This window comes from Yoonia sp. (genome assembly GCF_014859355.1).
In the GTDB taxonomy this organism is placed as follows: domain Bacteria; phylum Pseudomonadota; class Alphaproteobacteria; order Rhodobacterales; family Rhodobacteraceae; genus Yoonia.
In genome coordinates this window covers 124,922-143,554 of the sequence record NZ_JACUUJ010000001.1, presented here as the reverse complement: position 1 = coordinate 143,554, position 18,633 = coordinate 124,922, and the positions used below count along the sequence as shown (strand labels likewise).

The following is an 18,633-nucleotide window of genomic DNA, read 5'->3' as shown; positions in this document are numbered from 1 at the left end:
ATCGGCGCCCACAGGCGGATCAATCAGGCTGGCGCGTCATGCCGGCACCGCTGACCGCACAGCCATTGACAAAAGGTGCATGTTCAAACGAAGTTGTTCGAACGGGATTTGCGACGGCCCACGCGGGGCCAGCCAAAGATCGCGTTCCTTTTCAACCTCGGCGACGGAGGAACGCGCGTGCCTGCGACCAATGCGATTTTATCCGCCAAGCGCAACCACATCACCGGAACGCCCTGCGGATTGTTCCTGCGCGACGGTCTGGCGCAGCGGGACACCGGAATACAGTTCTTTGACGGCTTCTATCGTAAAGCGCGGGACGCCGCCGAGGCGCCCCACACCTGGCCCGCCAACAAGCCGGGGCTAGCGTGATGCAAGACCGCGCCTATCCTACTGTGGCAGATGCCACCCGCATCTGGGCCCGCATCGGCATGCTAAGCTTCGGCGGGCCGGCAGGGCAAATTGCGCTCATGCATCGCATCCTGGTCGAGGAGCAGCGCTGGCTGGGCGAAAAGCGGTTCCTCCATGCGCTCAACTACTGCATGCTTCTGCCGGGGCCCGAGGCGATGCAGCTTGCCGTTTATATCGGCTGGTTGATGCACCGGACGCTGGGCGGGATCATCGCGGGCGTCCTGTTCGTGCTGCCCGGTGTCGTGTCGATCATGGCGCTCAGCTGGATCTATGCGCTCTACGGCAATGTCGGGCCGGTCGAGGCGCTCTTTTTCGGGCTCAAGGCCGCGGTGCTGGCCATCGTGGTGCAGGCGGTCATCCGCATCGGGTCGCGCGCCTTGAAGAACGGCGCAATGATCACCATCGCCGCCGCCTCCTTCGTGGCGATCTTCGGCTTTGCCGTGCCGTTCCCGCTGATCATTCTTTTGGCTGGCCTGATCGGCCTTGTCGGGGCCAAAGCAGGCCTGCCCGCGTTTGATGGCGGCGGCGGGCACGGCAGGGTGGGCAACGTCAATGTTGCTGATGCTGATACGCTGCTGGGCGAGGAAACCCCCGGCCACGCTGAGGTCAGCCGCAGTTACGCCTTCCGAGTCTCGGCGATTTTCATTGTCTTCTGGCTCGCACCGGTCGCCCTGTTGTTCGGGGCACTTGGCCCTGCCAACGTCTTTGCGCAGATCGCGGGCTTCTTCAGCGTCATGGCCGTGGTAACCTTCGGCGGCGCCTACGCGGTGCTCGCCTATGTCGCACAGGAGGCGGTGCAGAATTTCGGCTGGCTTGCCCCCGGCGAAATGCTCGACGGCCTTGGCATGGCAGAAACCACACCGGGACCGCTGATCATGGTGACGCAGTTCGTGGGCTTCATGGGTGCCTTCCGCGACGCGGGCGACATGTCGCCTCTGATGGCGGCAACGCTGGGCGGGCTGCTGACGACATGGGTAACTTTCACACCCTGTTTTCTGTGGATATTCCTCGGGGCGCCCTTCATCGAGCGTTTGCGTGACAACAAAGTCCTGACAGCGGCGCTGACAGCCGTCACCGCCGCGGTAGTCGGCGTGATCCTCAACCTCGCTGTCTGGTTCGGGCTGCATGTGGTTTTTCATGAGGTGCGGACAGTCACCGCCTATTGGCTCCAAATAGATCTGCCGGTCTGGTCCACACTTAACCTGCCGGCGCTCGGCCTCATGCTGGCAGCCCTCGTTGCGGTGTTCCACTTCAGGCTGGGCCCCGTGACGGTCCTTGTCGGCTGTGCGCTCGCCGGGCTGGTCCTCCGGTAATCTTTCTGTTTTTAACGGTGTGCATCCGTAGAATTCACGCTGCCATTTTTGATGTCTGCGCGATACAGCAAGGCAGGCAGACGAAACGTTCAAAATCAATGTGATGCACGCACCCGTGGCTCCGCTGCACAATAAACAAATAAATACATTGTTATTAAATCATTTTAGCCTGAACGACATCCCTGCCGGCGGCATAAAAGTTTTTGATCTACTCGACCGGAACGCACCCTGCCTTATATTTGATCAAACAGAAATGAAGGGTGGCAGATGTCGATTGTTTTGCTTCTGGGCAGTGGTCCCAATGTGACGGCGTGCAGGGACTGGCCGCGCGAACCGTTTGACCGGATTGTGACCATCAACAATGCCTGGGCCGTCCGGCCAGACTGGGATGACCTTATTTTCCCTGATGATTTCCCACAAGCGCGGCAGCCGGTGGATATTGCCCCACCGCAGCGTTTCATCAGATCGGGTGATTATGTTCCGCTGCAAAACACATTTGGCGGGTTTGTCTATGCCGGCGGTACCATGGCCTTTACCGCATCTTATTGGGCGCTGGCGGCGCTGAAACCACGCGTGATTGCAGTGCTGGGGTGCGATATGGTTTATTCGGCAGGTCACCAAACGCATTTTTACGGGCAAGGCACAGCGGATCCGTTGCGTGCAGATGTCACCTTGCGGTCGCTTGAAGCGAAATCAGCACGCTTGATGGCGCTTGCCGCCGCGCAGGGCTGCGCGATGGTCAACCTGTCACAGGATGAAAGCCGTCTGGTTTTCCCGCGCGCCACACCTGAGACCGTCGCAAGCGCCGCACCCGCGCCAGTAAACCAGACACATGTGAAAAGCGCGCTGACGCAAGAACAAAGTCTGGCCTATTACGTCCCATCCGGCAAATACTGGAAAGAGGAAGATCGCTTTGACGTTGCCGCCATAGATGCGCTTGATGCGCAATGGCTCAAAGCAATCCGTGAGATCTGAACAAACCGGTCAAGTCTGCCTCGGGCCGTGCACCGATGTGACTGATCACCTCCGACGCGGCAAGATTGCCCATCCGGCCACAGGTTTCCAGATCGTGGCCCTGCGTCAGCGCCCACAAAAACGCCCCCGCGAACAAGTCGCCCGCGCCGGTTGCATCGACGATCTGCGTTGGCACCGCAGGCACATGCCAGTGCTTGCCATCCGCGCGGATATGCACGCCATTTTCACTGTCTGTGCAGGCGACGATCGCAACATCCGATGCTGCCTTGGCAAGCGCGGTGTCGAAACCGTCATTCTGATACATCGACAGAATTTCTGCCCGGTTGCAGAACAGCAGGTCAACATGATCCCGGATCATATCGTGAAACGCGGCGCGATGCCGGGCGATGCAGAACGGGTCCGACAGTGTCAGCGCCACACGCCCGCCCGCCCCTTTGCAGGCCGTGATCGCCTTAGCAAAAGCCGCGTGGCTTTCGGGGCCGTCGAAACGATAACCTTCCAGATAAATCCATTCTGTCTGCGCCATCTGTGCCACGTCGATATCATCAGGCGACAGAAATTCTGTGACACCCAGATAGGTGTTCATTGATCTTTCGCCGTCAGGGGTGACGATCACAATGCAGCGGCCGGTTTCAGCCGCCGCTGTCGAAGGGGCCATGACAGTGGCGTAATCTGCGCCCTGCGCCCGCAAATCATGGGCAAAGATCGCGCCGAGCTGGTCATTCTTGACCTTGCCGACATAGGCGGTGCGCCCGCCAAGATGCGCTATGCCTGCGATCGTGTTGGCCGCCGATCCACCGCTGATTTCCTTGGCCGGTCCCACGCTGGCGTAAAGCGACACCGCGCGATCCATGTCGATCAGCTGCATGATCCCTTTTTCGATTTTCGCATCCGCAAGAAACACGTCATCGGCCCGGGCCAGAACATCCACCATCGCGTTGCCGATCCCGACGACCTGATATTTTTTCATGGGGTCTTATCCTCAAATTGGCACAAATCAGCGATCAGGCAGGCGCCACATTTTGGCTTGCGGGCGACACAGGTGTAGCGGCCATGCAGTATCAGCCAGTGGTGAGCATGGTGTTGAAAAACAGCCGGCACGTGATCTTCAATCGCGCGTTCGACGGCGTCCACCGTCTTGCCGGGGGCAATGCCGATGCGGTTGCACACCCGAAAGATATGGGTATCCACGGCCTGCGCGGGCTGTTGCCACCACATGTTCAGCACGACGTTTGCGGTTTTACGCCCGACACCCGGCAGCGATTGCAATGCGGCGCGCGAACAGGGCACTTGGCCGTCGTAATCATCCACCAAAATCTGGCTCATTTTGATGACGTTCTTTGCCTTTTGCCGATACAGACCGATCGTCCTGATATGTTCGGTCAGCCCCTCAAGCCCAAGGCACAGCATTTTTTGTGGTGTGTCGGCCAGCTTGAACAGCGCGCGCGTGGCCTTGTTTACGCCGACATCGGTTGCCTGGGCCGACAAGGCGACAGCCACCAGAAGCGTATAGGCATTCACATGCTCAAGCTCGCCCTTTGGTTCAGGCTCGGCCGCGTGGAACCGTTCAAAGATCGCGTGGATCGTATGATAATCAAGCTGTTTTACCATTGTGTCCATATGCCCGGGCCGGCATCCATGGGCAAGGGCCAGATGCGCAATTTTCGGGTCGTATGCCATGCGGAATGCCCCTAATCTGGGCGCCATGGACCTGTCAGACACATATCATTATCAGGTGATCCGCCGCGCGATCGATGCGATTGACGCAGCAGGCGATAAACCCCTGTCGCTGACAGAGCTGGCGGCAGAAATGCAGATGAGCCCCGCGCATTTCCAGCGTGTGTTTTCCAACTGGGTTGGCGTATCACCAAAGCGGTATCAACAGTATTTGACCCTTGGCCATGCGAAGGTGTTGTTGCGCGATCGGTTCACCACCTTGGATACCGCACACGAGGTGGGGCTGTCAGGCAGCGGGCGATTGCACGATCTTTTTCTGCGCTGGGAAGCCATGAGCCCGGGGGACTATGCCCGCGACGGGGCCGGGCTGTCAATTTACTGGGGCTGGTTTGACAGCCATTTCGGCCCTGCGCTGATCATGGGAACCGAAAGGGGTATCTGCGGGCTGGCCTTTGCTGCGGAAACCGGAACAAACGCCGCAATGGCGGATCTGACCGCGCGTTGGCCAAAGGCGCGTTTTATCCATGACGCAGACGCCCTGCGCCTTTGGGCCACGGCCGCACTGGGTATGCACGGGCAGGCACAGTTGCATATGATCGGCGCACCTTTTCAGATCAAGGTTTGGGAGGCGCTGTTGGCGATACCTTCGGGCCATGTAACAACCTATTCTGAAATCGCCTTGGCGATCGGCAGGCCAAAAGCGGTGCGCGCTGTCGGCACGGCCGTGGGGCGTAACCCGGTTGGCTGGCTGATTCCTTGCCACCGTGCCTTGCGCAAATCCGGCGCTTTGGGTGGGTATCATTGGGGCCTGCCGATCAAACGGGCCATGCTGGCTTGGGAAACTGCCCGCGCAGAGGCGGTTGATCGACAGGCATAATGCAGCAAATACACGCTGGGTTGCGCAACGTTATTGGATATCATCCGAAAATAAGGCATAAGAGGGCATCAAGACGCGCATTGGGCGCTGCCTATCGAATGGAACAATGACCATGATGTTTTCTAAATTTACGCTTGTCGCTGCTGCGGCTTCATTGACTTTGGTCGCGGCCTGCGACCCGGGCGGTCCAAACGAATATCAAAAGACACAGCAGGGCGCACTTATTGGCGCGCTGGGTGGTGCGGCTATTGGCGCTGTTGCAAACAATGATGGCAGCAACCGTGACCGTAATCGGTCCGCGCTGATTGGTGCTGCACTGGGCGCAGGCGCTGGTGCCGCCATAGGCAACAACCTTGACAAACAAGCCGAGGAATTGCGCCGGACGTTGCGCAGTGATGTCGGCGTTTCCAACAACGGCAAGAATCTGGTCGTCGTCCTGTCACAAGACTTGCTGTTCGCAACGGACAGCACCGCCTTGTCAGGCGTGTCGCGTAACGAACTGGCCGTCGTCGCACAATCGCTGAACCGCTATCCCAACACTACGGTCAACGTGTTGGGCCACACCGACAACGTCGGCAGCGCCGCTTATAATCTTGACCTGTCGCAACGGCGTGCACAGGCCGTGGCATCTGTGCTGATTGGCGGCGGCGTCGCACCATCGCGGATCCGGTCGATCGGCCGGGGCGAAGATCAGCCGATTGCAAGCAACCTGAACGCTGCGGGCCGTCAGGCAAACCGCCGGGTCGAAATCATTATCACGCCAAACTGATCTTTCGCTGGAACCCAAAGACCAAGGGCCGCGATTTCGCGGCCCTTTATTTTTGTTGTGAATTAATTTTTCCGGTCATATATTCTGACCAACTGGACGAGGAAAATAATGCCGTTTGAGCGGATTCAGCCCGAGAAACTGTCACATGGCGTGGTGCGTCAGGTCGAAGGTTTGATCTTGCGGGGCATCTTGCGACCTGGTGAACGGCTTCCGCCGGAACGCGAACTGAGCGAGCGGATGGGCGTTTCGCGTCCGTCGCTACGCGAAGCCTTGGCCGACCTTCAGGACCGAGGATTGCTGACAACCAAGGCTGGGGCAGGCGTTTACGTCGCCGACGTGTTGGGATCTGCTTTTTCACCCGCGCTCATCACGCTTTTTGCCAGCCACGACGAAGCTCTGTTTGACTACATCAGCTTTCGGCGTGACATGGAAGGTTTAGCCGCAGAGCGTGCGGCGCAACGCGGCACGGATACCGACCTCAAGGTGATCAATACCGTTTTTTCAAAAATGGAAGCCGCTCACGAAAAACGTAACCCCGCAGATGAGGCGCGGCTGGATGCCGATTTTCATCTGTCGATCATCGAAGCCAGCCATAACATGATCATGCTGCATATGATGCGTTCGATGTATGATTTGTTGCGTGAAGGCGTGTTTTATAACCGGCAGGTCATGTTCAAGCAACGCACGACGCGTGATACCTTGCTGGGCCAGCACCGCGCCATAAACGCGGCATTACAGGCACGCGATGCCGCAAGTGCGCGGGCGGCGGTGGAACGGCATTTGAACTTTGTTGAAAAGTCATTGTCTGATCAGCAAAAGTCAGACCGCAATGAAGCGTTTGCGCAAAAACGCTATGAGCACGTCGTGAGCAGGTAAGACGAGCCGCGAAATGTGTGCGCCGTCAGTCTGATTCGCGCCAGCCGCCTCTTTTGCCAAAAAATAAAAGGCCCGCCATCCTGAGAAGATGCGGGCCTTATCTTGTCGTGATCAACCGTGTGCAGGGACGACGGTTTTTAGTGCATCTTGTCACCAACTACGGCAATTGAATCGTCAATCAAAGCGCTGGCAGACTTTGCATCCATTTGGTCGGCAATCACAGCTTTGGCGGCAGCAACGGCAACACGAATGGCTTCGTCGCGCACATCCTTGATGGCAGCCCCTTGCGCGCTGGCAATCTGTTCTTCTGCAGCGGCAAGACGACGTGCAATCGAACTGGTGATATCGGCTTTGGCGGCTTCGGCAGCTTGCATCGCCTCGGCCTTGGCTGTGGCGACGATGCGGTCAGCCTGTTCCTGCACTTCTTTTTTCTTGCGCTCATAGCTCACAAGCAAGGCTTGCGCCTCATCCCGCAGCGCGCGCGCCTCGGCCAGTTCGGCAGAAATGCTGTCGGCGCGCTTGTCAAGCATGCCGCCAACCAATCCGGGGACTTTGTAGTAAACCAGAATGCCGACAAAGATTAAAAAGGCGATGATGACGACGAAGTCTGTATTTCCAAGGGAAAAGAAAACATCACCCGCCGCGAGTGCCGGGCTTGCGATCAGCGCGAAAAAGAAACCGACGAGAAGTCTCATGTGTCTTATCCTTTCATCTGCGCGTTGACGGCGGCGGTAATCGTCTTCGCATCGGCATTCCCGCCGATTACAGCAACCAATTCCTTGGCCGTGTTATTTGCAATGACCGCTACGCTTTCCATCGCGCTTTCGCGGATTGCTGCAATGGCTTTTTCACTTTCAGCCGTCTTTTCGGCGATCTGAGCGTCAGCCTTGGCCAATTCAACAGCCAGGTCACTGTTGATGCTGGCCTTTGCTTCCGCGATGATTGCGTCAGCCTCGGCCCGGGCATCGCGCAAGGCCTGCTGATATGTCGCTTCGGCCTCTTTGGCCTTGATCTTGAAATCTTCAGCAGCAGCCAGATCGTTCGTGATCGTGCCGGACCGTTCTGCAAGAACCGACGCAATACGAGGCAACGCGATACGCGACATCACGAAATAGATAGCGGCGAGTGTGATCAGTAGCCAAAAAATCTGGTTAGGGATCCAATCCGCGCAAAGCTGCGGCATCCCAAGGGCAGAGCCCCCTGCATCCAAACAGGCCCCTGCGACGGCGTCGTTTATTTCTGTTGCCATGTTGGCCCCCGAATACCTTGAAAGTTTACTGGCAGGTCACGAATGACCTGCCAGCCGTAAGGATATGGGTCGTGTTCTTAGACAGCGAACATCAGCAGAAGCGACACGAGGAATGCGAAGATCCCCAAGGCTTCGGCGAATGCCAGGCCGATGAACAATGTTGCTGTCTGCGATGCAGCAGCGGACGGGTTGCGCAATGCGCCAGCCAGATAGTTGCCTGCCACGGTGCCAACACCGATAGCAGCGGCACCAGAACCGATTGCAGCCAGACCAGCGCCGATATGTGCGAGTTCGCCTTCCATGTGAAATTCTCCTTACGATTGGAAGTTGATTGTAGGATGGGTGATGTCACCCATCTGCGATTAGTGATGCGGATGAAGCGCGTCTTTCAGATAGACACACGTCAGGATCGTGAAAACATAGGCCTGAATGCCGGCAACCAGCACCTCAAGCCCATAGATTGCCGTAATACCCAGGATCGCGACCGGTGACACCAGCGTCAGCGCGGCAAAGCCTGCAAACACCTTGATCACTGCGTGACCTGCCATGATGTTGCCCGCCAAACGAATGGAATGGCTGACAGGGCGTACGAAATAGGAAATCACCTCGATAATGGCGATAATGGGTCGCAGGACCAGCGGCGCATCCGACATCCAGAACAAGGCCAGAAATGATGCGCCATTCTTGACAAACCCAAGAATCGTTACCGCGATGAACACGCCAAAACCCAGAACGGCGGTCACTGCAATCATTGATGTGGGGCTGTAGGACATCGGCAACAGCGCGAGATAGTTGGCAAACAGAATAAATACGAACAGCGTCATGATGTAGGGGAAATATTTGACCCCATCCTTACCGGTGACATCTTCAACCATCTTGTAGATGAATCCATAGATCAGTTCACCAATCGACTGAACCCGCGTCGGAACGATCGCGCGGCCCCGCCCGCCCAGAACAAACAGACCAACGATGCACAACAGGCCGATGGCCATCCACAGCGTCACGTTTGTCGGCGTATACCAATGCACCGGACCATCACCGAAAAGCGGCTTGACGATGAACTGGTCCAGCGGATGAAAAACCAATCCACCTCCGGAATGTGCGTCAGTCTCTGTCGCCACGTTTGTCACCCTCATCTTGCGCAGCGCGTTGCTGCTTCAACTGCACCTCTTTGGCGGATCGCATCATGGTCAGAACACCGGCTGCGAGGCCAAAAAATATGAACAGCACCAGAAAAATTGGCATGGTCCCAAACAAGGTATCCAAACCGTATCCAATGCCAAAGCCAATCGCGAGACCGGCCACAAGCTCTATCACCATCCGCCAGGCAAGCTGCGCTTGCGAATAATGTTCCTCCGAGTGGTCCTTCACCTTTGAAGGTGTCTTAAGCGCCGCAATCTTTGCTTCCAGCGCCTTAAGGCGGTCGGCATCTTGCGGGTCAGACATCAGGCTTCGGCCCTTTCGGATATGGCAGAGGTCTATGGCGGGCAAGGCACAGAGTCAAGCATCCGTGATATCGCATTAGATCATTGTTTTTAAATGTTATTTACAGCATATGATCGCGTGGATAGTCAGTGAAATCACCACAATGTGCCCTTTGTGATATTCAACCATCTGGTTGACGTTCATCCTGATTGACCGTTAATCGCAGGTATGACCGCGACACTTGACCAAATTTTTGCGGCGCTCGCCGACCCGACCCGCCGCGCGATCTTGTCGATGCTGCTGGAGGATGACATGGCCGTCACGGATGTGGCCGCGCCCTTTACCATGTCACTGGCTGCGATTTCCAAGCACCTTGGCGTGCTGACAGCGGCGGGGCTGGTCAGTCAGGAAAAACGTGGCCGCGTGAAATGGTGCCAGCTTGAACCCGATGCCCTGCATGCGGCGTCGGTCTGGATGCAGGCCTTTGGCCAAATGGAGTCGATCGACCTGGACGCGTTCGAGGATTACTTGCGCGAGCAGTTAGACCCGCCCGAGACCCCGTGACCTTCGTGCGGCGGCGCAGGTTCAGTCGACCATCCCTTTCACATGCTCCTTGAGAAACTTCAAAAAGGCCTGCACTTTTGTCGTGCGGTGCAAATCAACATGCGTGACCAACCACAGCGGGGCTGACCAGCTATCCTGCCTGGGAATAACCTCTTTCAGCGTGGGGTGCTGGGGCAATTCCTGCGCGATGACAAACCCGATTCCCGCCCCGGCGATGATTGCGTCCATCATGTTTCGACTGTCAGTCCCACGATACATCAGCTTGTCCTGGCTCACCGTCCGATGCAGCCATTTGGTAAACGGGGCGCGGTTGCTATCGTCGTCATGTGACACAAAACGATGGTTTTTCAGATCTTCCTCATCCCGCGGCAGACCATATCGCGCGATATATGCATCTGACGCCACCAGCGCCATCTGCTGCTGTATAAATGGCTGCACGACATTATCAGGTTCTTCGGGCATTGCACCTGCACGGATGGCAACATGCGCTTCACCATATTCCAGCCGAAACAATCGCGCACCCGTGCGATAGCGGATCCGCAAGTCAGGGTGTTCGGCCTGAAATGCCACCAGAATAGGCGTCAGCAACCGTGAAACTTGCCCCAACGATGTGATCACAAGATCACCTGAAACGCCTTCGCCCTGCCCCTTGATCCGCCCCGCCAGTTGCGTGAACTGGTCATCGGTAGCCTGCGCCACCTGCAACAGATCCTGCCCCGCTTCGGTTGCTGTATAGCCGCGCGCGTGCCGCTGAAACAACTTTACCCCCAACCGCTGTTCGAGCGCGTCGATATGCCGGATAACCGTCGCATGATGCACGCCCAACACCTCGGCGGCGCCACTGACAGTGCCGTTTCGTGCAACCTGATAGGCAGTGCGGATTTCATCCCAGTTATCCATTGTCACTCCTGTGCGATGGCAAACACTAAGCGCACAAATGCAACATTTCGTGCGTCAAGGCAAGAAAGATAGGTGAACAGGATACAATATTAGCCCCATAATACGGCCCGAATCCTGGGTTGTTGACTCGGCCACCGGACAGGCATAAGTGCAAACCAACACCCGGATTGCATCTGCCGTCCGGTCCCCGATAGCAGGGGATCGCCCTCCGTCAGCGCGTCGCGCCCACGGGGGCGCGCTGCTTTGGGATAACGCCCAAGGGGGGCGCTACTGTATTCGGCCCCGGCTTGTTATATAGTCCGGGCAACCAAAACGACGTAAGGGGCCATGGCCTATGTTTGAAAACCTATCCGAGCGCCTGTCAGGTGTCTTTGACAAACTGACCAAGCAAGGCGCGCTGACCGAAGATGACGTCAAAACCGCCCTGCGCGAGGTGCGCGTGGCGCTGCTAGAGGCTGACGTTTCGCTGCCGGTCGCACGCGATTTTATCAAGGCGGTGCAGGACAAGGCAACCGGGCAGGCCGTCACGAAATCCATCACCCCCGGCCAGCAGGTCGTCAAGATCGTCCATGACGAATTGAAGCATGTGCTGACCGGCGATGCAGACCCCGGCGTGTTGAAAATCGATAACCCGCCCGCGCCGATCCTGATGGTCGGTTTGCAAGGTTCGGGTAAAACCACAACAACCGCCAAACTGGCCAAGCGGCTGAAAGAACGCGAAGGCAAGCGGGTGCTGATGGCCTCGCTTGACATCAACCGCCCTGCAGCCATGGAACAGCTGGCCATTCTGGGCGCGCAGATCGGGGTGGATACGCTGGCCATCGTGCCGGGTGAAACGCCAGTGCAGATCGCCAAACGCGCAAAAACGCAGGCCTCGCTTGGGGGTTACGACGTCTACATGCTCGACACTGCGGGCCGCTTGCACATCGACGCAGAGCTGATCGCGCAGGCTGCTGCCGTGCGTGATGTCGCCAACCCGCGCGAAACGTTGCTGGTCGTTGATGGCCTGACAGGTCAGGACGCGGTGAACGTCGCGCAGGAATTTGACGACAAGATCGGCGTGACCGGCGTGGTGCTGACCCGGATGGATGGCGACGGGCGTGGCGGTGCGGCCCTGTCCATGCGCGCGATCACCGGCAAACCCATTCGTTTTGTCGGTATCGGCGAAAAGATGGACGCCATCGAAACCTTTGAACCCGACCGCATCGCTGGCCGTATCCTGGGCATGGGCGACATCGTGGCGCTGGTCGAAAAGGCCCAGCAAACCATCGAGGTTGAACAGGCCGAGCGTATGATGAGACGGTTCCAAAAGGGCCGGTTCAACATGAATGACCTGAAAATGCAGCTGGAACAGATGCAAAAGATGGGCGGCATGGAAGGTATGATGGGCATGATGCCCGGCATGGGCAAGATGAAGGGCCAGATGGACAAGGCAGGTCTGGACGATAGCATCCTGAAACGCCAGATCGCACTCATCAATTCCATGACGAAAAAAGAACGCGCCAATCCAGACCTGCTGGCCGCCAGCCGCAAGAAACGAATTGCCAAAGGTGCAGGTCTGGACGTGTCAGAGCTGAACAAGCTGGTCAAACAGCACCGGCAAATGGCTGATATGATGAAGAAAATGGGCAAGGGTGGGATGCTGAAACAGGCCATGAAAGGCATGTTCGGCAAGGGCGGCGGTATGCCCGACATGAACGACCCCAAAGCGATGGAAGAGGCCGCCAAGGCCATGCAGGGCAAAATGCCCGCTGGGCTGCCCGGCTTAGGCGGCGGCATGCAACTGCCGCACGGTTTGTCGGGCTTCGGAAAAAAGAAATGACCGTTTCATCCTGTCCGAAATACGCACGCCAGTGGCGACAAATTTCGCGAAATTTGTTTGCCCGCGCCAGAACAGCGGTTTTGTCATGACAACTGCCTCTACTCTGTTCACAGAGCGGCTGATCCTGCGCCGCCCTGCCGCCGGCGATTGGCCCGCGTTTCGTGATTTCATGATGTCAGACCGGTCTGCCGCCTTTGGCAGCCACAGTGACCTTGGCAAAAGCTGGCGCGCCTTTGCCGCCGAACTGGGCCATTGGGATATTTTCGGCTATGGCATGTGGGCCGTGACACGGCGCGGCGATGACACGGCACTGGGCCTTGTCGGCCCGTGGACACCGCCAGACTGGCCCGAAACCGAAATCGGCTGGATGATTCTTGCCGAAGGTGTCGAAGGCACCGGCATCGCGACCGAGGCTGCACAGGCCGCCCTGACCCACGCCTTTGACGTGCTGGGCTGGGACACCGCCGTCAGCTATATCGGGCCCGGCAACACCCGGTCGATCCGGCTGGCTGTGAAACTGGGCGCAGTGCTGGATGATACCGCCAAGGCCCCAAGCGCCGATTCGCTGGTCTATCGCCACCCGCATCCAGGGGGCGCAGCATGATCCCGACGCTGCACATAGATCGGCTGACCCTGCGCCCCTACCAGCGCAGCGATTTTGACGCTTACGCTGCTTTTATGGCCGGCAACCGTGCTGTGCATATGGATGGACCTTTGAACAAGGAGAGCTTCATGACCGACACCGCCACCCGTGCGGCAGAGATCCTCAAGGATCACCGCGACAGCATCGACCGGCTTGACGCCATCCTTGTCTATACGCTGGGCGAACGTTTCAAGCACACGCAGGCCGTGGGCCGGCTCAAGGCCGAACACAATCTGCCCCCGTCCGATCCGGCGCGCGAAGCCGCCCAGATCGCACGGCTGACCGATCTTGCGAAACGGGCCGATCTTGACCCCGAATTCGCCAAGAAATTCCTGAATTTCGTCATTCAGGAAGTGATCCAACACCATCAACAACACCAATCGTAGGGTGGATTAATATCCACCTGCCCCTGCCATCTTAAAGGAGAAACCCAAATGGCTATGAAAATCCGGCTCGCCCGTGGCGGTTCCAAGAAGCGTCCTCATTATGCGATTGTCGCCGCCGACAGCCGCATGCCCCGCGATGGGCGTTTCATCGAAAAACTGGGCATCTATGCGCCTATGCTGCCCAAAGATAGCGAAGACCGCGTGAAAATGGATATGGATCGCGTGCAGCACTGGTTAAGCCAAGGCGCGCAACCCACTGACCGTGTGGCCCGCATGCTGGAAGCCGCAGGCGTAATGCCCAAAAAGGACCGCCAGAACCTGAAAAAAGGCGTCCCCGGCAAGGCCGCAACAGCCCGCGCCGAAGAAAAGGCCGCCAAAGCTGCCGCTGCGGCAGAAGCCGCCAACGCACCTGCCGAAGAATAAGACCCTTTGCGTTGTCCGGCGTCACGCCGGGCGGCGCGCCCCCCCCTTGTCGGAAAATCGCATGTTCCGCTTGCTGCGCACGCTCATCCTTGTGATGTTTGCCTTTGTGGCGGGCATGGTGTTTGAACGGGGCAGGTCCGAGGACATTTGCCGAAACGGGGGCGGATTATGGATTTCGAACATCTGCGTGGGAGTAGACCTGAATGACTGACCGCGTGATCGTTGGTGCGATTGGCGGATCCTTTGGGGTCCATGGCGAGGTGCGGCTGAAATCGTTCTGCGCCGATCCCGCCGCCATCGCCGATTATACCCCGCTTTATACCGAGGACGGGCGCAGTTTCGCGCAGGTCGTGCTGACAGGGCAGATGAAAAACGGCTTTACCGCACGCCTTGACGGCGTCGTCACAAAAGAAGACGCCGACGCGCTGCGCAACGTCAGCCTTTATGCCGCGCGGGACGTTATGCCGTCCTTGCCCGATGACGAATATTACTATGCCGACCTGATCGGGCTGAGCGTGCTGGACACTGGCGGCACGCCGCTAGGCACCGTCAAGAATGTGATGGACCATGGCGCGGGTGATTTGCTGGAAATCAGCGCGCCGGGGCAGTCTGAAACGATTTTGCTGCCCTTTACGCGCGCCGCTGTGCCCACCGTCGATCTGGCAACGGGCCGGATCATTGCCGACCCGCCTGCGGGGCTTTTCCCCGACGCCAGCGCATGACAGGCACGCCCAAATCCCACGGGCGGATCAGCGCCCGCCCGATGCTGCAACCCCGCGAACTGATCACTGACACCCCCGATCTTGCCGGATCATGGACCGCGCAGATCATCACATTGTTCCCGCAAGCCTTTCCCGGCGTGCTGGGCGAAAGCCTGACAGGGCGCGCCCTGCAAGACGGGCTGTGGCAGTTGCAAACCTATGATCTGCGCAGTCACGGCATCGGCAAGCACCGCAATGTCGATGACACGCCCGCAGGCGGCGGCGCGGGCATGGTTCTGCGCCCCGATGTGGTGGCATCCGCCATTGCCGAGGCCCGCGCCGGCGCGCGCGGGATCATGCCGCTGGTCTATCTGTCACCGCGCGGGCGCCGCTTTGATCAGGCCATGGCACGCAACTGGGCGCGCGGCGATGGCGTGACGCTGTTGTGTGGCCGGTTCGAAGGTGTCGATGAACGCGTGCTGCAACACTTTGCCATTCAAGAGGTCAGCCTTGGCGATTTCGTCCTGACGGGGGGCGAAATTGCCGCGCAAGCCATGATCGACGCCGCCGTGCGTCTGCTGCCCGGCGTGTTGGGCAACGCCGAAAGCGCGGTCGAGGAAAGCCATTCCAACGGGCTGCTGGAACATCCACAATACACCAAACCCGCCGATTGGCTGGGCCACCCGGTCCCTGATGTGCTGATGTCCGGCAATCACGCGAAAATCGCGGTGTGGCGGCGCGCACAGGCCGAACGGATCACGCAGGAACGCCGCCCTGATTTGTGGGCTGCATATACCGCAAAGCAACAAAAATAACCTTGATCGACACGGCTTGGCGGCCTATACGACGCCAGTCTGCCATCCTGAACAGGGTCGCGGATTCGGTTGGTATTGTCTTATGCCGCACTTTCTTCGGTGTAGCCAGACAGGGCTAGGCGGCGAAACGAATGACGACCTGATCTCTGGCGGGCGCTGCGGCGGACCCGGAAGAAGACCAAGAGCTCTCACGGTGGCGAAACAAAAATTGCGGAAAACCGCAAGTATCATGAAGGAGCATCAGATGGATCTGATTGCACAACTCGAAGCGGAGCAAATCGCTGCGCTGGGGAAAACCATTCCCGATTTCAAGGCGGGTGACACCATCCGCGTCGGTTACAAAGTGACCGAAGGCACACGCACCCGTGTGCAGAACTACGAAGGCGTCTGCATCGCCCGCAAGAATGGCAAAGGCATTGCCGGGTCGTTCACGGTGCGCAAGATTTCCTTTGGTGAAGGCGTGGAACGTGTGTTCCCGCTGTATTCCACCAACATTGACAGCATCGAAGTGGTCCGCCGTGGTAAAGTCCGCCGCGCGAAACTGTATTATTTGCGTGACCGCCGTGGTAAATCTGCCCGTATCGCAGAGGTTGCAAACTACAAAGCGCCCAAGGGCGCCGAAGCGTAAGGATTGCCGACATGAGAAAAGATATTCACCCAGATTATCACATCATCGACGTCAAAATGACCGATGGCACCGTGGTGCAAATGAAATCCACATGGGGCAAGGAAGGCGACCAGATGTCGCTTGATATCGATCCATCCGTGCACCCTGCGTGGACAGGCGGTTCATCGCGTTTGATGGACGCGGGCGGTCGCGTGTCCAAATTCAAAAACAAATACGCCGGTCTGGGTTTCTGATAAGACAGCCCATCATTCGAATGCAAAGGCCACATGCGCGCATGTGGCCTTTTTGCTTTTTGCGGGGTGCATTTTAACAAAGTATTCTTGTTTCGGATTTATCCCGGTTGCGATTGATAACCAGGGGAAACGAATGCAACGCCTTTCTCATATCTCCATGCGCCTGCGCCTTGCGGCTGCGATGATCCTCATGCTGATCACTGTTTGCGCGTTATTGGCCCTGACATCTGTGCGCCTGACCAAACAAACGATGCTGAACGATGCCCAAGTCAGGCAAGATATATCGCTACGCGTCATCGCTGCGGTTTTTCAGAACGAATTTGACGGGCTTGACGTAACCTATTCCCCCGATGGCCAGATCAGACGCGCAAGATGGGCAGACATCCCCACATTCGAATCCCATGATCTCATTGACCAGATCGGGCGCGTTTCTGGCGAAACGGCAACACTCTTTCTTTGGGATCCTGCCGAAAACGACTACAGACGCATAACAACCAACATCATCAAACCTGATGGTGAACGCGCGGTGGGTACCTATCTTGGCCGGGAAAACCCTGTATATGCCGCCGTCAGGCGCGGCGAAACCTACCGGGGCGAGGCCGTCATTCTAGGCAAGCCATATCTGACAATCTATCAGCCTGTTTTTGGTGCCGGCAATGATGTAATTGGCATACTTTATGTCGGGGTTGCACGCACCGTGATTGATGCCGCCATCCGGAATCAACAAAAGACCATGCTTTTGACATCCGCCGCTTTCACCGTGCTTGGCGCAATCATCGTTTTGTTGCTCTCAACCCGGCTCATGCGCCCCATTGCAGATGTCTCCGCCGCTATCGCCCGGATTGCTGGCGGCGATCTGACAACTGATGTTCCGCACGATGGCAAGAGTGATGAAATCGGCGAAATTGCCACGCGTGTGACGATGTTCAAGGCGGACCTGCAACGCAATCACGTTCTGGAAACCGAAAGCCGCAGGGCGCAGGCTGAACAAGGCAAGGTCATGGAACTTTTGCGTCATGGCCTAAGCCGTTTGGCAGATCGCGACCTGACATACAGAATACGCTCTCCACTAGATGATCCCTTTCCGCAGACCTACGAGGCGCTTCGCGAAGATTTCAACGCCGTTGTCGAAAGCCTGGCCGCAACGATGGCTGAAATTGACAGCATCGCTGAAGAGGTCACATCTGCCGCTACCGGCATTGCCTCCATGTCGGATGCGCTGGCGCGGCGAGTTGAAAATCAGGCCGCGACCTTGGCGCAATCATCCTCCACACTGCACAGCCTCAGCGAGACTGGCAAGGTGATCGCAGACAAGGCCGAGAATGCCGATGATATGGCCCAAAAAAGCCTGAACCTATCGACCCAAAGCCGCCAGGTCCTGGATGATGCGACCCATGCAATTCAAGAAATCGAGGAATCATCCGGACAAATCAACCAGATCATCGCCGTTATTGAAGATATAGCATTTCAGACCAACTTGCTTGCCCTGAATGCCGGCGTCGAAGCGGCCCGCGCCGGTGAGGCGGGCAGAGGCTTTGCCGTTGTCGCGTCAGAGGTCCGTGGGTTGTCGATGCGCGCAACAGAATCAGCGCGCGAAATCCGCACCTTGATTACAGCAAGCAGGGCCAAAATCAGCGAAGGCACTGTCTTGGTTCAGAACACCGGCACGTCACTCGGGCAAGTCTTGGCCCAGGTTGAACAGATGGGCACACTGATCCAGGATATCGCCTTATCCGTCAAAGAACAGGCGAAAGGTCAGTCCGAAGTCAGTGCCGGGGTGCAACAACTCGACAATTTGACACAGGAAAACGCAGCCATGGGCGAAGAGGCGCATGCCGCCAGCGACACACTGAAATCCGAAGCAATACGCCTGACCACAACCCTGCAACAGTTTCGGACCACCGACAAACAATACGCGGCCACGCGCGCGGCATGACGATAATGGCGTC

General features: G+C 57.8%; 24 protein-coding genes. 16 read left to right on the top strand and 8 right to left on the bottom strand.

Annotation, left to right across the window (positions count from 1 at the left end; translation table 11 throughout):
• Positions 1-93: 93 nt before the first annotated feature.
• The 3 genes from IBX59_RS00755 (at position 94) to IBX59_RS00745 (ending at position 2,696) form a co-directional block, all read left to right on the top strand.
• Positions 94-369, top strand: a complete 276-nt coding sequence (locus IBX59_RS00755; RefSeq protein ID WP_296371338.1) for a hypothetical protein — start codon at positions 94-96, stop codon at positions 367-369.
• Positions 369-1,721, top strand: a complete 1,353-nt coding sequence (chrA, locus tag IBX59_RS00750) for a chromate efflux transporter (protein WP_296371336.1) — start codon at positions 369-371, stop codon at positions 1,719-1,721. The genes IBX59_RS00755 and chrA overlap by 1 nt, the downstream gene beginning before the upstream one ends.
• A gap of 267 nt (positions 1,722-1,988) precedes the next feature.
• Positions 1,989-2,696, top strand: a complete 708-nt coding sequence (locus tag IBX59_RS00745) for a hypothetical protein (RefSeq protein ID WP_296371334.1) — start codon at positions 1,989-1,991, stop codon at positions 2,694-2,696.
• Here IBX59_RS00745 and IBX59_RS00740 read toward each other — a convergent pair.
• Both IBX59_RS00740 and nth read right to left on the bottom strand, forming a co-directional pair.
• A complete protein-coding gene (locus IBX59_RS00740; RefSeq protein ID WP_296371332.1) occupies positions 2,674-3,666 on the bottom strand; it encodes an adenosine kinase in 993 nt (330 codons plus the stop codon). The genes IBX59_RS00745 and IBX59_RS00740 overlap by 23 nt on opposite strands.
• The gene (nth, locus tag IBX59_RS00735; protein ID WP_296371511.1) at positions 3,663-4,307 is read right to left on the bottom strand and encodes an endonuclease III; all 645 of its coding nucleotides are present in this window, start codon (positions 4,305-4,307) and stop codon (positions 3,663-3,665) included. Before nth ends, IBX59_RS00740 begins: the two co-directional genes overlap by 4 nt.
• A gap of 94 nt (positions 4,308-4,401) precedes the next feature.
• On the opposite strand from nth, the gene IBX59_RS00730 reads away from it, so the two are divergent.
• The 3 genes from IBX59_RS00730 (at position 4,402) to IBX59_RS00720 (ending at position 6,895) form a co-directional block, all read left to right on the top strand.
• On the top strand, positions 4,402-5,250 hold the full coding sequence (locus tag IBX59_RS00730; protein WP_296371509.1) for a bifunctional helix-turn-helix domain-containing protein/methylated-DNA--[protein]-cysteine S-methyltransferase: 849 nt from the start codon (positions 4,402-4,404) through the stop codon (positions 5,248-5,250).
• A gap of 112 nt (positions 5,251-5,362) precedes the next feature.
• On the top strand, positions 5,363-6,019 hold the full coding sequence (locus IBX59_RS00725) for an OmpA family protein (RefSeq protein ID WP_296371330.1): 657 nt from the start codon (positions 5,363-5,365) through the stop codon (positions 6,017-6,019).
• Positions 6,020-6,127: 108 nt separating this feature from the next.
• Positions 6,128-6,895, top strand: a complete 768-nt coding sequence (locus IBX59_RS00720) for a FadR/GntR family transcriptional regulator (protein WP_296371327.1) — start codon at positions 6,128-6,130, stop codon at positions 6,893-6,895.
• A gap of 137 nt (positions 6,896-7,032) precedes the next feature.
• On the opposite strand, the gene IBX59_RS00715 is transcribed toward IBX59_RS00720, so the two are convergent.
• The 5 genes from IBX59_RS00715 to IBX59_RS00695 form a co-directional block, all read right to left on the bottom strand.
• Positions 7,033-7,590 carry a F0F1 ATP synthase subunit B gene (locus IBX59_RS00715; RefSeq protein ID WP_296371323.1) on the bottom strand — a complete coding sequence of 186 codons (558 nt, stop codon included), beginning with the start codon at positions 7,588-7,590 and terminating at the stop codon, positions 7,033-7,035.
• Positions 7,591-7,595: 5 nt separating this feature from the next.
• A complete protein-coding gene (locus IBX59_RS00710) occupies positions 7,596-8,144 on the bottom strand; it encodes a F0F1 ATP synthase subunit B' (RefSeq protein WP_296371321.1) in 549 nt (182 codons plus the stop codon).
• A gap of 77 nt (positions 8,145-8,221) precedes the next feature.
• On the bottom strand, positions 8,222-8,446 hold the full coding sequence (locus IBX59_RS00705; RefSeq protein ID WP_089993977.1) for a F0F1 ATP synthase subunit C: 225 nt from the start codon (positions 8,444-8,446) through the stop codon (positions 8,222-8,224).
• A 60-nt stretch (positions 8,447-8,506) separates the two neighbouring features.
• Entirely contained in the window at positions 8,507-9,280 is a 774-nt protein-coding gene (locus IBX59_RS00700; RefSeq protein ID WP_296371316.1) for a F0F1 ATP synthase subunit A, read from the bottom strand.
• Positions 9,249-9,590 carry an AtpZ/AtpI family protein gene (locus IBX59_RS00695; protein WP_296371314.1) on the bottom strand — a complete coding sequence of 114 codons (342 nt, stop codon included), beginning with the start codon at positions 9,588-9,590 and terminating at the stop codon, positions 9,249-9,251. The genes IBX59_RS00700 and IBX59_RS00695 overlap by 32 nt, the downstream gene beginning before the upstream one ends.
• Before the next feature lie 207 nt (positions 9,591-9,797).
• Here IBX59_RS00695 and IBX59_RS00690 point away from each other — a divergent pair, with 207 nt between their 5' ends.
• Positions 9,798-10,133: a helix-turn-helix transcriptional regulator gene (locus tag IBX59_RS00690; protein WP_296371312.1), complete on the top strand. Its 336-nt coding sequence runs from the start codon at positions 9,798-9,800 to the stop codon at positions 10,131-10,133.
• Between the two features lie 21 nt (positions 10,134-10,154).
• Here IBX59_RS00690 and IBX59_RS00685 read toward each other — a convergent pair whose 3' ends face one another.
• A complete protein-coding gene (locus IBX59_RS00685; RefSeq protein ID WP_296371310.1) occupies positions 10,155-11,033 on the bottom strand; it encodes a LysR family transcriptional regulator in 879 nt (292 codons plus the stop codon).
• Positions 11,034-11,367: 334 nt separating this feature from the next.
• Between IBX59_RS00685 and ffh the strand changes: the two genes are divergently transcribed.
• From ffh to IBX59_RS00640, 9 genes are all read left to right on the top strand, one after another.
• The gene (gene ffh / locus IBX59_RS00680) at positions 11,368-12,855 is read left to right on the top strand and encodes a signal recognition particle protein (RefSeq protein WP_296371308.1); all 1,488 of its coding nucleotides are present in this window, start codon (positions 11,368-11,370) and stop codon (positions 12,853-12,855) included.
• A gap of 85 nt (positions 12,856-12,940) precedes the next feature.
• Positions 12,941-13,459 carry a GNAT family N-acetyltransferase gene (locus tag IBX59_RS00675; protein WP_296371307.1) on the top strand — a complete coding sequence of 173 codons (519 nt, stop codon included), beginning with the start codon at positions 12,941-12,943 and terminating at the stop codon, positions 13,457-13,459.
• Positions 13,460-13,587: 128 nt separating this feature from the next.
• Positions 13,588-13,884 (top strand): chorismate mutase, encoded by a 297-nt coding sequence (locus IBX59_RS00670; protein WP_296371507.1) that lies wholly within the window; start codon positions 13,588-13,590, stop codon positions 13,882-13,884.
• A gap of 48 nt (positions 13,885-13,932) precedes the next feature.
• Positions 13,933-14,307 carry a 30S ribosomal protein S16 gene (rpsP, locus tag IBX59_RS00665; protein ID WP_296371304.1) on the top strand — a complete coding sequence of 125 codons (375 nt, stop codon included), beginning with the start codon at positions 13,933-13,935 and terminating at the stop codon, positions 14,305-14,307.
• A gap of 203 nt (positions 14,308-14,510) precedes the next feature.
• On the top strand, positions 14,511-15,029 hold the full coding sequence (rimM, locus tag IBX59_RS00660; RefSeq protein WP_296371303.1) for a ribosome maturation factor RimM: 519 nt from the start codon (positions 14,511-14,513) through the stop codon (positions 15,027-15,029).
• On the top strand, positions 15,026-15,823 hold the full coding sequence (gene trmD, locus IBX59_RS00655; protein WP_296371302.1) for a tRNA (guanosine(37)-N1)-methyltransferase TrmD: 798 nt from the start codon (positions 15,026-15,028) through the stop codon (positions 15,821-15,823). The genes rimM and trmD overlap by 4 nt, the downstream gene beginning before the upstream one ends.
• 244 nt (positions 15,824-16,067) lie before the next feature.
• Complete coding sequence (gene rplS, locus IBX59_RS00650; protein ID WP_296371299.1) at positions 16,068-16,451, top strand: 50S ribosomal protein L19; 384 nt, start codon at positions 16,068-16,070, stop codon at positions 16,449-16,451.
• An 11-nt stretch (positions 16,452-16,462) separates the two neighbouring features.
• Positions 16,463-16,684, top strand: coding sequence for a 50S ribosomal protein L31 (rpmE, locus tag IBX59_RS00645; RefSeq protein WP_296371296.1), 222 nt, complete (start codon positions 16,463-16,465; stop codon positions 16,682-16,684).
• Positions 16,685-16,817: 133 nt separating this feature from the next.
• A complete protein-coding gene (locus IBX59_RS00640) occupies positions 16,818-18,620 on the top strand; it encodes a methyl-accepting chemotaxis protein (protein WP_296371294.1) in 1,803 nt (600 codons plus the stop codon).
• The last annotated feature ends 13 nt before the right edge of the window (positions 18,621-18,633 follow it).